Here is a 14,582-nt window from a genome sequence, read left to right on the forward strand (position 1 = left end):
ACGAACTGTTGGGGCTTGTCCTGCGAAGCTCGGAGAGCGAAGCAGGATGGCGGAGAGGATGGGATTCGAACCCACGAGAAGCTTTTGACCTCTACTCCCTTAGCAGGGGAGCGCCTTCGACCACTCGGCCACCTCTCCGTCGCGCCGCTGGATAAAGAAAAGCGCCGGCACAATCAACAAGCCGGCGCCATAATCAGCGAAAAATCGGCAAGTGGGCGCGCGCCTGCCACCCCAAGTGGCGATTCTGCGGCGATCGCCTGGCGGCCGACTCGCCGTCGCGCCGCAATTCGGTCGACCCTTTGCCGGATTCGCGCGGATTCAGGTGGCTCGAGGGCCTGGATGGTTAACGAGAGCTTTCCGAGTGAGGCCAAATCGTGTCATTTGTGCAACAACCCCCGGGGATAGCGCCCGGACAGCCCTTGCACCGGTACGATCGTGGTTGAACGGCGCCGGCTCATGGGTAAAGGTCACGTTCGAAGGAGCGGCGCGGTGCGCATCTTTTTCGGTAGTGGGGATGGGGCAGGGAACGCTGTCCTTCAGCAAAAAATACCCAGACCCGTTTTTTAACTTTTGACTGGAGGTCAGAAAATGAACATCAAGAGCCTTCTTCTCGGCTCAGCTGCGGCCCTGATCGCAGTTTCCGGTGCCCGCGCCGCCGACGCGGTTACCGTCGCCGAGCCGGAGCCGGCTGAATACGTCAAGATCTGCGACGTGTACGGCAAGGGCTACTTCTACATCCCCGGCACCGAAACCTGCCTGCGCATCGGCGGCTATGTCCGTTACGACATCGGCCTCGGCGACGTCGGCTCGTTCGACGGTGCTCGCACCCAAGACGTGCGGAGCGGCAAGGAGCAGGGCACCTGGCACAAGAACGCCCGCTTCACGCTGAAGACCTGGACCGGCCAGGAAACTGAGCTCGGCACGTTGAAGACCTTCACCGAGACCCGCTTCAACTTCGGTAATAACAACGACTACGGCACCACCCAAGGCCCCTCGGGCACTGTCCATGCAGTTGGCAATCCCGCCCACAACAAGGGCGCATCGCTCAACTTCGCCTGGATCCAGCTCGGTGGCCTCCGCGTCGGTAAGGACGAATCGGCCTTCAACACGTTCATCGGCTACGCCGGCAACGTCATCCAGGACACGATCGTTCCCTATGGCGACTTCGACACCAACGTCGTGCAGTACTACTTCGACGCCGGCAACGGCTTCTCGGCGGTGGTCTCGCTTGAACAGGGCGCGGGTAAGGTCGGCACGATCGACAGCTACGTCCCACATGTCGTCGGCGGCGTGAAGTACACGCAGGGCTGGGGCGCCATCACCGGCGTTGCTGCCTATGACGCCAACTATGACGAGTTCGCCGGCAAGATCCGCGTTGACTTCAACGTCACCAAAGAGTTCACGCTGTTCGCCATGGGCGGCTACGGCACCACCAAGCACCTCGAAGACTCGACCAACTTCGTCGATGCCGACGGTCGTGGCTTCTACAAGCAGTGGGGCGGCCACTGGGCATTCTGGGCTGGCGGCAGCTACCAGTTCAACGAGAAGACCGCGTTCAACCTCCAGGTGTCGGGTGACCAGGAGAAGAACTACGGCGTGGCTGCTAACGTTGCGTACGATCTCGTTCCGGGCTTCACGGTCACGGCCGAAGTCGACTACGACCACTTTGGCAAGTTTGGTTCGCCCGCGATTGACGACGTCGTCAACTGGACCAATGCCAACAAGAAGAACAGCGTCGGCGGCATCCTCCGCTTCCAGCGCTCGTTCTAATCAGCATCGTCTGACTGAAATCGAACCCGGCGGGCAACTGCCGGGTTTTTTCTTGTCTGGCACAACACCTGAGGCGGCAATTGCACAGGGTTGCATTTTGCGCGATCCTAAAGCGCGTCGCGCTGAAACGGATTCAGGCGACGCGCTTTAAGTCCTTGTTTTTATGCATGTCGTTGTCCCAGAACCGCGTACACTTCTGGGCGACATGCATTAGGTTGTGATCCTTCGCGCCCCCTGTTTCCTGCCGGACATCTCCCCCACTTGGGGGGAGATTGGCAGTTTCGGCGCCCCGCTCAATCGTGCGAGGTTGGCGATTGGCGAAAGCCACGGCGCCGTCCGATCTCCCCCAAGTGGACCCCAAGTGGGGGGATGTCCGGCAGGACAGAAGGGGCGCCGTCCCGTCAGCGTTTCAAGGCCTCTCCACCGCCGCAACGCTCTTGGAGCAGCCGGCGGAGCCTCAGCGAAAGGAGCGAGCGCGATGGTTGGCCGCAAATTGACTACAGTTCCGGGGAAGGCCGGCGTAGTCCAGAAGACTGCCGATCAAACCTCAGCAAGATCACCCAAGGCATCGATCAACGGTTGGATCTCGCTCTCATAATTCTTCCATCGCTTGACAGACGACTTGTAGATAGGCTGGCGAACCTGCCAACGGCTGTAAGTATTTACCGAGCCGTCCCTGTCAAAAAAGCGCAGGCAGGCGTCATCCCAAGGCAGTCCGAGATAATCTATCAGGCGGCGCGACTGCTCCTCCTGATTTTCAATCAATGTCTCATACCGGTTTTCGAAGATGCGGCCCGGAAGAACCTTGTTCCAATGCCGCATCAGGCGATCGTATTCCCTGTAGTAGAGTCCGAGAGTCTGCAGATCGACGCTGTAACTATGCGCTTTGCTGAACTGCAAGACGAAACAGGAAATGCAATTGTCAATGGCGTCGCGGCGACAATGGATGATGCGCGCGTTGGGAAAGAGGATAGCGATCAAGCCGATCAACTCGAAATTGTGAGGCATCTTGTCGACGATTCGAAGCGAATCAGGAGCCCGCTCGCGCAGATAAGCAAGGTGCTCGTCGGCCAAAATCCTGGTCAGATCGGGAGTAATCGTCGCAATCGATTCGCCGAGATTCGCGTTGGAGCGTTTCGCGAGGCCGATCCCATTGGCGACTCGTCTGAGCTTGCTGAGCTCGCCGGCGCCATGAACATTGGGGTGGCTGGCACAGATCTGCTCTGTCAGCGTCGTGCCCGAGCGAGGCATGCCGAGAACGAATACGGGCAAATCCGAGGGATGGCCATAAGCGGCCCTTGAAGCGAACAGTTCCGGGGTGAAGGTTTCGATCGTGGCGTCGACCCAGCGACGGTAGGTTTCCAGATCGAATTTATGACCCCCGGCTTGATTCCCTTTCTTGTAGTGATCCATCGCCTCCTTATAGCGGCGGAGGTCGTTGAGAATTTTTCCGGCAGCATGATGGAGCGCTGCGGCTCCCTCCGGTTCAAGGTCCGGGTTCCGAAGCTCCGTCAGGATTGCCGCGAGTTCCGGCGGCTCTTCCGTGAATTTGCGTGTATGTACAAGTGCACTGTACGCGGTCGGTACCGCGATGCGCTCTTCTATTGCCTCTTTCAGAAGAACCGCGGCTTCGTCCATACGACCGAGGCTTGCGAGTGCGTGGGGCAACCCCAACCGGGCCGTGGGATGACCTCGATTGATCTTGAGCGCCTTCTCGAACAGCGGCAGCGCCATTTCCCCCTTGTCAAACGCATTATAAGCGTCGCCCAAGGTACAAAGTGCTTCCACCAGATCCGGCTTCAAATCGAGGGCGTGCTGAATGTGCCTGATCGCCGGTGTGAATTCGCTGAGTCTTATATAGGTGTCACCTAAGCTAACGTGATAGTAGGGATTTCGAGGCTCCTCCGCGACCGCCCGAGCAAAATATCGTAGAGCCTTTTCGTCGTCGTATCCAATTCCGAGCGTTCCCAGGATATACAGCGCCAGCGGATGGTTTGGCGTGCGCGCCAGAACGCGAAGGCAGAGTTCCTCGGCCTCCGGCAGCCGTTCAGCTTTCTGCAGCTCGAGCGCTTGCCGCAAAAGCATATCGTCGGCCTGCGCGCGGGATGGGCCGGCCTGCAGCCCAGCCTTGGGTGGCGCTGCTTTCGGCGGCGCCGCCTTCGCTGAGGGTTTGGTCGTGAGGTGCTTTGCCCAGGCGGGCGGCAATCGGTTGCTCATCCTGTCTGGCTAGCAAAAGCGGCCGAGAGAATCCAGTCGAGGCGCACTGTTCGCGTCGCTGACAAGGTATTTCGCGGTGTGAAACAGTGTTGCAAGGCGACCCGCCAACCTTGGTAGTTTCATCCCCTTTCGCAACTTGCACCCACCCGCCGCTCACGCTAGCAAGAAGCTCCTCTCAACCGAGCCCTTTGCCATGCTTCGTCGCCCTTCCCTCACGCCGATCGTCGGCGCGCTCCCCACCACGGTGCCGTTCGTCGGGCCGGAGGCGCAGGAGCGTGAGCGCGGCCGGCCTTTCCGCGCCCGAATCGGCGCCAATGAGAGCAGCTTCGGGCCTTCGCCGCGCGTCATCGCCCGCATGGAGAGCGTCGCGCGCGACCAGTGGATGTATTGCGATCCCGACAATTACGAGCTGAAGGTGTCGGCGGCCGCCCATCACAATGTCGGCATCGAAAACGTGGTCGTCGGCGAAGGCATTGACGGCCTGCTCGGCCTGGTGGCGCGCATGTATGTGGGAGCCGGCGATGCCGTGGTCACCTCGCTTGGCGCCTACCCCACCTTCAATTTCCATATCGCCGGCGTCGGCGGCCGCCTGGCGACAGTGCCCTATGCCAACGACAAGGAAGACCTGGACGGGCTTCTGAGCGTGGTCGCGAGCGAAAAGGCGCCGCTGGTCTATCTCTCAAATCCCGACAATCCGATGGGAAGCTGGTGGGAGGCGCCGGACGTCATCCGCTTCATCGAGGCGCTGCCGGAAACCACCATGCTGGTGCTAGACGAGGCCTATGGCGAGTTGGGACCGGCCTCGGCGCTGCCGCCGATCGATGTATCGCGGCCGAACGTCATCCGCATGCGCACCTTTTCCAAAGCCTATGGTCTGGCCGGCATACGCTGCGGCTACGCCGTGGCGGAGGCTGAGGTGATCCGCGACTTCGAGAAGATCCGCAACCATTATGGCGTCAGCCGCATGGCGCAGATCGCCGGTCTCGAGGCGCTTGCCGATCAGGATTATCTGCGCTCCGTGGTGGCGCGCGTGGCCGCGGGCCGCGAGCGCATTTCAGCCATCGCCAGGCAGAACGGCCTGAAGCCATTGCCGTCGGCGACCAACTTCGTCACCATCGACTGCGGCCGCGACGGCGCCTTTGCGCTGAAAGTGATGCAGGGCCTGCTGTCGCGCGACGTGTTCATCCGCAAGCCGATGGCACCTAGGCTCGACCGCTGCATCAGGGTCAGCGTCGGGCTTGACCACGAACTTGACATCTTCGCCGAGGAACTGCCGGGGGCGCTGGCGGCGGCGCGAGGCAACTGACCAAACCCGGCCCATGCCGTCGAGGTGTCGCCGGGGGGCGAGGCGCGGCCTCTCCTGACGAGCCTTGGATCCATGCCAGCCGACATCGGCTTGCCGGGAAGCGCGTGGTCAATTTCACATTCTTGCGGCTGCTCCAGCAGGCGCGTCACGCGGCTCAGCGCATCGGAAAGCTCCGCGGCATCCTTGTCCTCGAGTTCGACGATCAGGCGGGCAAGGTCGCGGTTCGTCGCCGCCTCAAGATCAACCAGCACGGCCTCGCCTCGGGTGGTCAGCGAAAGAACGGGCAATCCGTTCTGCGGACCATCGCGCATCTCAGCCAGCCCCATGGCGGTGAATTTGCGAAGGACCCTCATGAGATGAGCGGGGGCGAGGTGCAGTTCGACGGCCAGTTCGGACGCCACCGGCGCGAGATCGAGATGAAGCATGCGCGCCAGGAACCCGGCCCGTCCGCCGGCAGGTCGGGCCTTGCGTCCGAGCTCGAACAGCACGCGGGCTTCGGCCAGCGTGTAAGGGCTCTGCATCAAGGTCTCATCAAGCAGCCCGACCAGGCCGGTATAGAAGCGGTTGAAGCGACGAATTTGATGGACCAGGGCTTCGCGCGGCATGCCGACCTCTTCCCAGAGACATTGCATCCCGATAATTCCTCCATTGGTTGACTGAGTCAATTATTAATCGACGAGGCCCCTGCCCTTAAAGCCCGTTGCATTTGACCTGTGCTGCCCCAGATTGATGGGGAAGATACTGGAGCGGACGATGCAGGGTGAGCAAAGAGCCGTTCGGGTGCGTGTTTCCGGTACGGTGCAAGGTGTGAGCTACCGCGTCTGGACGCGCAGCGAAGCCTCGCGTCTTGGGCTGACGGGTTGGGTGCGCAACGAGCGCGACGGTTCGGTCACCGCGCTGATTGCCGGCGCCGACGCCCCGGTCACGGCGATGATCGAACGCCTGTGGCAGGGGCCGCGCGGCGCCCTCGTCTCGAAGGTCGAGGTCGAGAAAGCGGCTGACGACGCGCCCGTGGACTTCAGGATCCTCGCTTAGCCCCATTCCTCTCCCCCACGGCAGCGGGGCGAGGAACAATGTACTCTGTGCATCTTGAATTAATTGAACGTTCGTTTTATTGATACCCGCCATTGAGGCGACCATGGCACGCACCACAGGTTCAGACGGAGAAAAAACCGAGGCGGCCGTCCGCGAGGCGGCGGTCAGCCTGATCGCGCGCCTCGGCTACGAGGCGATGTCGATGCGACAGCTGGCGGCGGAGGTCGGCGTGCAGGCAGCCGCGCTCTACCGCTACTTCCCGACCAAGGAAGACCTTCTGTTCACGCTGATGCGCGAGCATATGGAAGGCCTGCTCGCGGCCTGGAGCGCGGCGCGACCTGCCGCGGCCGATCCGGTGAGCCGGCTCGCCGCCTATGTTGAAAATCACATCGCTTTCCACATCGAGCGGCGTCACGCCACCCATGTCTCCAATATGGAATTGCGCAGCCTTTCGCATGAACGGCTGACGCAGGTCCTCAAGATGCGCACGGCCTATGAGAAGGAATTGCGCACGATCCTGCGCGACGGCGCCGAGGCCGGGGTGTTCAGCATCGACGACACGGGGCTCACCGCTATGGCGCTGATCCAGATGATGACCGGCGTCATCGTCTGGTTCCGGCCCGGCGAGCGGCTGTCGGTTGCCGAAGTCACGGCATCATATCTTTCGATGACAATGCGCCTGGTCGGCGCGACAATCAGCCATGGCACCGCGCGTCCCTCCGGGCGCGCCAGGGACGCCGTGGCACTCTGATACAGGCATGATCCCCGCCAAGACCGGGGCGTGTGCAGGGAGGAACGGCATGTACACGAATACGCTGAACTTCGGACTTGATCCCGATATCGAGGCGTTGCGCGACACCGTACGGCGCTTTGCCCAGGACAGGATCGCGCCGATCGCGGCGGAAATCGACCGTTGCAACGAATTTCCCGCGCATTTGTGGGGCGAGCTCGGCGCGCTCGGCCTGCTTGGCATTACCGCCGACCCTGATTTCGGCGGAACCGGCATGAACTATCTCGCGCATGTCGTGGCGATGGAGGAGATTTCGCGCGCATCGGCCTCGGTCGGCCTATCCTACGGCGCGCATTCGAACCTCTGCGTCAACCAGATCAACCGCTGGGCCACCCCGGCGCAGAAAGAGAAGTACCTCCCGCGCCTCTGCTCCGGCGAAACGGTCGGCGCGCTGGCAATGTCGGAATCCGGCGCCGGCTCGGACGTGGTGTCGCTCAGGCTGCGCGCCGAAAAGCGCAACGACCGCTACGTGCTCAACGGATCGAAGATGTGGATCACCAATGGTCCCGATGCAGGGACACTGGTGGTCTATGCCAAGACCGATCCGGAGCGCCATTCACGCGGCATCACCGCCTTCATCGTCGAAAAGACGATGCCCGGCTTCTCGGTGGCGCAGAAACTCGACAAGCTCGGCATGCGCGGCTCCAGCACCGGTGAACTGGTGTTCGAGAATGTCGAGGTGCCGTTCGAGAATGTGCTGCATGAGGAAGGTCGCGGCGTCGAGGTGCTGATGTCGGGGCTCGACTATGAACGCACCGTGCTTTCCGGCGGACCGATCGGGCTGATGGCTGCCTGTCTCGACGTGGCGATCCCCTATGTCCACGAACGCAAGCAGTTCGGGCAGCCGATCGGCGAGTTCCAGCTCGTGCAGGGCAAGCTGGCCGACATGTACACGACGTTGAGCGCAGCGCGCGCTTATGTCTACGCGGTGGCGGCCGCCTGCGACCGCGGCGAGACCACCCGCAAGGACGCCGCCGGCTGCGTGCTCTTCGCCGCCGAGAAGGCGACGCTAATGGCGCTCGACGCCATCCAGCTGCTCGGCGGCAATGGCTATATCAACGACTATCCGACCGGGCGCCTGTTGCGCGACGCCAAGCTCTACGAGATCGGCGCCGGCACCAGCGAGATCCGCCGCTGGCTGATCGGGCGGGCGATCATGGCGGAGGGGGTTTAGTGAGTGCGGGTTTTGACCTTGGTCGACCCCTCGTCGACGCGCTTTTGCGCGGCCTCGGCGAGCGTATCGGAAACCCATTGGTTGATCGATTTGCCATCACTGGCGGCGGCTCTTCCCAACAGAGCGTGGATTTCGGGCGTAGTGCGCAGAGCCAGCTTGCCGGAATAGGGCTTTTGCGGGTCCACGCCGCGCTCCTTGCAGAAAGCAAGATAGTCATCGACGCTGTCGTGAAACGCCTGAGGCAAATCTTCCGCCGAATGAGCTTCGAAATGAACAGTGTCGCGTATTCCGTGCACAATTCCGTGGAAGGCGGCATCATCCTCCTCATACCAAATTTCCGCGACATATCCCTTGTACGGCTTCATGGCCTTATACCTGCTTCGATCAAAAAACGTCTGACTGCCTTCACTGCGCCTTTGTCCGTATCCGGGCTTGGGTGTGGACGATGGAAGACAGCGCGATTTCTTCCAATTTCGACAAGCACACGTGAACCGTTTCCTTCGGAAAGCTGCGCGCCAAGTGCTATCAAGAGCGCTTCGATCTCCCGCCATTTTATCGAACCACTTACCGGGTCCGCAAAAATGGCCTTCAGTGTTTGTCTGTGTTTGCCGCGCATGATGACCTCCATGGAAAATGACCCGGCTAAAAATGCCAAGGTCGCCGTTGGTGGTCGCACGTCCTGCGCGACGATTGATAGCAAAATATGATATCATCTAAGGTTCGTCAATGGCCACACTGCAAACCCAGATATCCCTCTCCTCCGACACCTTCCGCGCCAATGCCGAGCGCATGCGGGCATTGGTCGACGACATCGCCGAAAAGGCGGCAAGCGTCGAGCGCGGCGGCTCGGACGAGGCGCGCGAGCGACACCAGGGCCGCGGCAAGCTGTTGCCGCGCGAGCGCCTGGCGCAATTGCTCGACACCGGCTCGCCCTTCCTCGAGGTCGGCCAGTTCGCGGCGTGGTCGATGTATGGCGAGGACATTCCGTCGGCCGGCATCATCACCGGCATCGGCCGCGTCGAGGGGACCGAGGTGATGGTCGTCGTCAACGACGCCACGGTGAAGGGCGGCACTTATTATCCGCTGACAGTGAAGAAGCATCTCAGGGCGCAGGAGATCGCGCTGCAGAACAATCTGCCCTGCGTCTATCTGGTCGACAGCGGCGGCGCCAACCTGCCCAACCAGGACGAGGTGTTTCCCGACCGCGAGCATTTCGGCCGCATCTTCTACAACCAGGCCAACATGTCGGCGGCCGGCATCCCCCAGATCGCCTGCGTGATGGGTTCCTGCACGGCGGGCGGCGCCTATGTGCCGGCGATGTCGGACGAGACGATCATGGTGCGCAACCAGGCGACCATCTTCCTCGGTGGCCCGCCGCTGGTGAAGGCGGCCACCGGCGAGGATGTCAGTGCCGAGGAGCTCGGCGGCGCCGATGTCCACACCAGGCTTTCCGGCGTTGCCGACCACTATGCCATGGACGACGAACACGCCTTGGCTATTTGCCGGCGTATCATCAGGAACTTGAATCGGAACAAGGCCATAGGCCTTAATCTGCAGAAACCTGTAGCGCCGCTTCACGACCCGCATGAACTCTACGGCATCGTGCCGACGGATTTGCGCCAGCCTTATGATGTGCGCGAGGTGATCGCCCGCCTCGTCGACGGTTCGGAGTTCGACGAGTTCAAGCAGAATTACGGCACCACCCTGGTCACCGGCTTTGCCCATCTGCACGGCATGCCGGTCGGCATCATCGGCAACAATGGCGTCTTGTTTTCCGAAAGCGCGCTGAAGGGCGCGCATTTCATCGAGCTCTGCTGCCAGCGCGGCATTCCGCTGATCTTCCTGCAGAACATCACCGGCTTCATGGTCGGGCAAAAATACGAGGCCGGCGGCATCGCCAAGGACGGCGCCAAGCTGGTGATGGCTGTCGCCACCGCCAAGGTGCCGAAGCTCACCGTCATCATCGGCGGCTCGTTCGGCGCCGGCAATTACGGCATGTGCGGGCGTGCCTATTCGCCCCGCTTCCTGTGGATGTGGCCGAACGCGCGCATCTCGGTGATGGGCGGCGAGCAGGCGGCGACGGTGCTCGCCATGGTCAAGCGCGAAGGCATCGAGCGCAAGGGCGGTGAGTGGAGCGCCGACGAAGAGGCGAAATTCAGGAAGCCGATCCTGATGAAATACGAGCATGAGGGCCATCCGCTCTATTCCTCGGCACGGCTCTGGGACGACGGCATCATCGATCCGGCAAAGACGCGCGAGGTGCTGGCGCTCAGCCTTTCGGCGGCGCTCAATGCCGGCATCGAGCAGACGAAGTTCGGCGTGTTCAGGATGTGACGATGGGTGCTCTCGGCGACAGGATCCGCATCCACACCGGCGACATCACCAAGCTCGCGGTCGATGCCGTCGTCAATGCCGCCAATTCGTCGCTGCTCGGCGGCGGCGGCGTCGACGGCGCCATCCATTGCGCCGCCGGGCCGGAGTTGGTCGCTGAATGCCGCATGCTTAACGGCTGCAAGACCGGGGACGCCAAGCTGACCAAAGGCTATCGCCTGCCGGCGCGTTGTATCATCCACACCGTCGGGCCGGTCTGGCAAGGCGGCGGCAAGGGCGAAGCCGAGTTGCTCGCCTCCTGCTACCGGCGCTCGCTCGAAATCGCCCGCGACCATGATTGCCGCGCGGTCGCATTCCCTGCGATCTCGACCGGCATCTACCGCTTTCCGAAGGACGAGGCGACCAGGATCGCTATCGGCACCGTGAGCGACTTCTTGCGTCAAAATACGACGCCGGACGTTGTTACTTTCTGCTGTTTCGACGACCAGATGGCCGAACTATACCGACGGGCCGTTGCCGCAATTGGGGAGAGCTGACCTTATGGGCCAAAGGATTGCTCAGTATAGGCATTTGCGAGCCCTGATAGGCGGGCTGGGGGGTGCGAAGGAATGCCTCCTTAACGCGAAGCAAGCTCTACGCGCGGAGGCTCCATGTTCGGCAAGATCCTGATCGCCAATCGCGGCGAGATTGCCTGCCGCGTCATTCGCACCGCCCGCAAGCTCGGCGTGCGCACCGTCGCCGTCTATTCCGACGCCGACGCCCGCTCCCTGCATGTCGAGATGGCCGACGAGGCGGTGCATATCGGCCCCTCGCCCGTCGGCGAGAGTTATCTGCGCGGCGACAGGATCATTGCCGCGGCACTTGCCACCGGTGCCGAGGCCATCCATCCCGGCTACGGCTTCCTGTCGGAAAACCCCGACTTCGTCGACAAGGCGACGACGGCCGGGCTCGTCTTCATCGGTCCGTCTTCAGCCTCGATCCGCGCCATGGGGCTGAAGGACGCGGCCAAGCGGCTGATGGAGAAGGCCGGCGTGCCGGTGGTGCCCGGCTATCACGGCGAGGCGCAGGAGATCGTGCTGCTCGCTTCCAAGGCGCGCGAGATCGGCTATCCGGTGCTGATCAAGGCGCGGGCCGGCGGCGGCGGCAAGGGGATGCGGCGCGTCGACCACCCCGACGATTTCTCGGAAGCGCTTTCCGGAGCGCGGCGCGAAGCGAAAGCGGCGTTCGGTGACGATCGCGTACTGGTGGAAAAATATGTCGACAAGCCGCGTCATATCGAAGTCCAGGTGTTCGGCGACAATTTCGGCAGTGCGGTGCATCTGTTCGAACGCGACTGCTCGGCGCAGCGCCGCCACCAGAAGGTGATCGAGGAAGCCCCGGCCCCCGGCATGACGCCTGCGCTGCGCAAGGCGATGACGGAGGCGGCCGTGAAGGCTGCCAAGGCGATCAACTATTCGGGCGCCGGCACGATCGAGTTCATCGTCGACGCCTCGCAGGGGCTCAAGGCCGACCGCTTCTGGTTCATGGAAATGAACACGCGGCTGCAGGTCGAGCATCCCGTCACCGAGATGGTCACCGGCGTCGATCTCGTCGAATGGCAGCTTCGCGTCGCATCCGGTGAGAAACTGCCGAGAACGCAAGGTGAGATCGCGCTTGCCGGCCACGCCTTCGAGGCGCGACTCTATGCCGAGGACGCCGCGAAAGGGTTCTTGCCGGCGACCGGCACGCTGCATCATCTCAAATTCCCCGAAGCGGCACCGGAAGGCGCTGCGATGCGCATCGAGACCGGCGTGCGCGCCGGCGATGCGATCTCGCCCTTCTATGACCCGATGATCGCCAAGCTGGTGGTGCACGGCAAGGACCGGGCCTCGGCGCTCGGCGCGCTGCACGAGACGCTGGCCCGGACGGAAGTGGCCGGCTCGACCGTCAACACCGCCTTCCTGGCGGCGCTCGCGGCCGACGCCGATTTCGCGGCGGGCGATGTCGATACCGGGCTGATCGGCCGGCATCAGGAGGCACTCGCCGCCATTCCCGCGCCGAGCGACGAGACGATCGCTGCCGCGGCGCTAGCCGCGACTGACGCCGGCGCGCCGGGTCCGGCCGCAGATCCGTGGTCCGCGCTTTCAGGCTATGCGCATTTCCACACGCTCTCGCGCCGTATCCGGCTGCGCTATGGCGAGGAGAGCATCCTGGCGCTGGTTTCGGCACGGCCGGACGGCCGCTTCCAGGTGGCGCTGGAGGCACCGCATGACGCGGTGAATACGCACGACCTGAGGACCATGCCGCACACCGCCCGCTGGCCCGGTCACGTCACCGTCTTCGAAGGCGCGGTGGGGTACACCTTCACGGTTCCCGATCCGCTTGCCAAGGCCGACGAGGCAGGAGCCGCCTCGGGCAACCTGCGCGCGCCGATGCCGGGGCTGGTGAAGCTGGTACGCGCCGCGGCGGGCGATGCCGTGATCAAGGGCCAGCCGCTTTTGATCCTCGAAGCGATGAAGATGGAACACTCGATCGCCGCCCCGCATGACGGGGTGATCGCCGAGATCGCGGCCGAAGGCGCGCAGGTCAGCGACGGTACGGTGCTGGTGCGTTTCGCGGAGGACGGCCAGGGCTGAGGGGCTTCCGCTTTCGGATCCTCACAGGGTGACAATGGCTACGTGTGGCGGGACAGCGCCGACCGCCGCCAAAAGAAATGGCCGGGACGAGCCCGGCCATTTCCTCGATTGCAGAACCGATTACGGCTTTATCGGCGCGTATTTGCCGTCATGCCACTGGTTGATGTCGTAGCTGGCGTTCTTCAGGTCGCCCTTCTCGTCGAAGATGACATCGCCGACGACGGTGCTGATCGGCTTGCCGTCCTTGAGCGCCGCGGCGACCTTGGCCGGATCGTCGGTGCCGGCGCGCTTGACGCCTTCGGCGACGGCCTGGATCACGGCATAGGAGAACAGCGTGAAGCCTTCCGGGGTGAAGCCGCCGGCCTTGATCTTGGCGACCGCATCCTTCGCTTCGGGCTTGGCCTGCGGGTCGGACGGGAAGACGAACATGGTGCCTTCGCCGGCCGGGCCGGCAACCTGCCAGAATTCCGGCGAGGCGATCGAGTCCGGCATGATCAGCTGGAACTTGACGCTCTGCTCGGCCGCCTGACGCAGGATCAGACCTGCCTCGGGGTGGTAGCCGCCGAAATAGACGACGTCGGCCTTCAGTTGCTTCAGCTTGGTGACGAGAGCCGAATAGTCCTTCTCGCCGGCATTGATGCCTTCGTAATCGACTTCCTTGAGGCCGCCGGCATTCATGGTCGCCTTCACGGCGTCGGCAACGCCCTGGCCGTACGCGCTCTTGTCGTGCAGGACGACGACGTTCTTGCCGGCGTATTTCTTGGCGATCCACGGGCCGATGAAGGCGCCCTGGGCGTCGTCACGCGTGTAGAGGCGCATGATGGTCGGCCAGCCGGACTTGGCCGCGGCGTCGGTCAGCACCGGGTTGGACGAGGCCGGGCTCATCATCAGCGTGCCGGCTTCGGCATAGACGGCCGAGGCCGGGATGCTCGAGCCCGAGCAGGCATGGCCGTCGACGAACTTGACGCCGTTGGCGACGATGCGGTTGGCGACCGAGACCGCCTGCTTCGGGTCGCATTGGTCGTCCTCGATGTCGAGCTTGATCTGGGAGCCGTTGACACCGCCAGCCGCGTTGATCGCGTCGGCGGCAGCCTGCGCGCCCTGCTTGAACTGGTCACCGATGGTGGCAAGCTGGCCGGTCATCGGGCCGACCACCGAAATGGTGATATCGTCGGCGAAGGCAACCGGGGCGCTCATCATCAGGCCAAATACGGCCGCGCTCAAAATGCCCAATTTTTTCATGACTATAAGAACTCCTCCACTTGTGCGCGGCAACCCGGCCACGCCTGTTCCACAGAGCCGGGACAATTTCACCCTTCGCTGAAACTGTCGAGGGGACAACTC

The 14,582-nt window shown here is 62.9% G+C and carries 13 protein-coding genes and 1 tRNA gene; 9 read left to right on the forward strand and 5 right to left on the reverse strand.

Going from position 1 to position 14,582, the window contains the following annotated elements:
• Positions 1 to 47: 47 nt before the first annotated feature.
• A tRNA-Ser gene (locus ACWGS9_RS23075) sits at positions 48 to 138 on the reverse strand.
• 450 nt (positions 139 to 588) lie between these two features.
• Between ACWGS9_RS23075 and ACWGS9_RS23080 the strand changes: the two genes are divergently transcribed.
• Positions 589 to 1,770: a porin gene (locus tag ACWGS9_RS23080; protein WP_454507419.1), complete on the forward strand. Its 1,182-nt coding sequence runs from the start codon at positions 589 to 591 to the stop codon at positions 1,768 to 1,770.
• Positions 1,771 to 2,310: 540 nt separating this feature from the next.
• Here ACWGS9_RS23080 and ACWGS9_RS23085 read toward each other — a convergent pair.
• Complete coding sequence (locus ACWGS9_RS23085; RefSeq protein WP_454507420.1) at positions 2,311 to 3,987, reverse strand: tetratricopeptide repeat-containing sulfotransferase family protein; 1,677 nt, start codon at positions 3,985 to 3,987, stop codon at positions 2,311 to 2,313.
• A 193-nt stretch (positions 3,988 to 4,180) separates the two neighbouring features.
• Between ACWGS9_RS23085 and ACWGS9_RS23090 the strand changes: the two genes are divergently transcribed.
• The 5 genes from ACWGS9_RS23090 (at position 4,181) to ACWGS9_RS23110 (ending at position 8,292) form a co-directional block, all read left to right on the forward strand.
• Positions 4,181 to 5,293 carry a pyridoxal phosphate-dependent aminotransferase gene (locus ACWGS9_RS23090; RefSeq protein ID WP_454507421.1) on the forward strand — a complete coding sequence of 371 codons (1,113 nt, stop codon included), beginning with the start codon at positions 4,181 to 4,183 and terminating at the stop codon, positions 5,291 to 5,293.
• Between the two features lie 122 nt (positions 5,294 to 5,415).
• A complete protein-coding gene (locus ACWGS9_RS23095) occupies positions 5,416 to 5,949 on the forward strand; it encodes a hypothetical protein (RefSeq protein WP_454507422.1) in 534 nt (177 codons plus the stop codon).
• 97 nt (positions 5,950 to 6,046) lie between these two features.
• Complete coding sequence (locus ACWGS9_RS23100; RefSeq protein WP_454507442.1) at positions 6,047 to 6,328, forward strand: acylphosphatase; 282 nt, start codon at positions 6,047 to 6,049, stop codon at positions 6,326 to 6,328.
• Positions 6,329 to 6,431: 103 nt separating this feature from the next.
• Positions 6,432 to 7,079 (forward strand): TetR/AcrR family transcriptional regulator, encoded by a 648-nt coding sequence (locus tag ACWGS9_RS23105; protein WP_454507423.1) that lies wholly within the window; start codon positions 6,432 to 6,434, stop codon positions 7,077 to 7,079.
• 49 nt (positions 7,080 to 7,128) lie between these two features.
• Positions 7,129 to 8,292 (forward strand): isovaleryl-CoA dehydrogenase, encoded by a 1,164-nt coding sequence (locus tag ACWGS9_RS23110; protein WP_454507424.1) that lies wholly within the window; start codon positions 7,129 to 7,131, stop codon positions 8,290 to 8,292.
• On the opposite strand, the gene ACWGS9_RS23115 is transcribed toward ACWGS9_RS23110, so the two are convergent.
• Both ACWGS9_RS23115 and ACWGS9_RS23120 read right to left on the reverse strand, forming a co-directional pair.
• Positions 8,289 to 8,657: a type II toxin-antitoxin system HicB family antitoxin gene (locus tag ACWGS9_RS23115; protein ID WP_454507425.1), complete on the reverse strand. Its 369-nt coding sequence runs from the start codon at positions 8,655 to 8,657 to the stop codon at positions 8,289 to 8,291. The two genes, ACWGS9_RS23110 and ACWGS9_RS23115, sit on opposite strands and share 4 nt — an antisense overlap.
• A complete protein-coding gene (locus tag ACWGS9_RS23120; RefSeq protein WP_454507426.1) occupies positions 8,654 to 8,908 on the reverse strand; it encodes a type II toxin-antitoxin system HicA family toxin in 255 nt (84 codons plus the stop codon). The genes ACWGS9_RS23115 and ACWGS9_RS23120 overlap by 4 nt, the downstream gene beginning before the upstream one ends.
• Positions 8,909 to 9,018: 110 nt before the next feature.
• Here ACWGS9_RS23120 and ACWGS9_RS23125 point away from each other — a divergent pair, with 110 nt between their 5' ends.
• The 3 genes from ACWGS9_RS23125 to ACWGS9_RS23135 all read left to right on the forward strand — a co-directional run bounded on the left by ACWGS9_RS23125 (position 9,019) and on the right by ACWGS9_RS23135 (position 13,238).
• On the forward strand, positions 9,019 to 10,626 hold the full coding sequence (locus ACWGS9_RS23125; protein WP_454507427.1) for a carboxyl transferase domain-containing protein: 1,608 nt from the start codon (positions 9,019 to 9,021) through the stop codon (positions 10,624 to 10,626).
• A gap of 2 nt (positions 10,627 to 10,628) precedes the next feature.
• Positions 10,629 to 11,159, forward strand: coding sequence for an O-acetyl-ADP-ribose deacetylase (locus ACWGS9_RS23130; protein ID WP_454507428.1), 531 nt, complete (start codon positions 10,629 to 10,631; stop codon positions 11,157 to 11,159).
• A 114-nt stretch (positions 11,160 to 11,273) separates the two neighbouring features.
• On the forward strand, positions 11,274 to 13,238 hold the full coding sequence (locus ACWGS9_RS23135) for an acetyl/propionyl/methylcrotonyl-CoA carboxylase subunit alpha (protein ID WP_454507429.1): 1,965 nt from the start codon (positions 11,274 to 11,276) through the stop codon (positions 13,236 to 13,238).
• A gap of 120 nt (positions 13,239 to 13,358) precedes the next feature.
• On the opposite strand, the gene ACWGS9_RS23140 is transcribed toward ACWGS9_RS23135, so the two are convergent.
• Entirely contained in the window at positions 13,359 to 14,480 is a 1,122-nt protein-coding gene (locus tag ACWGS9_RS23140; protein WP_454507430.1) for an ABC transporter substrate-binding protein, read from the reverse strand.
• Between the last annotated feature and the right edge of the window lie 102 nt (positions 14,481 to 14,582).

The organism is Mesorhizobium sp. Arg314, from assembly GCF_053714275.1.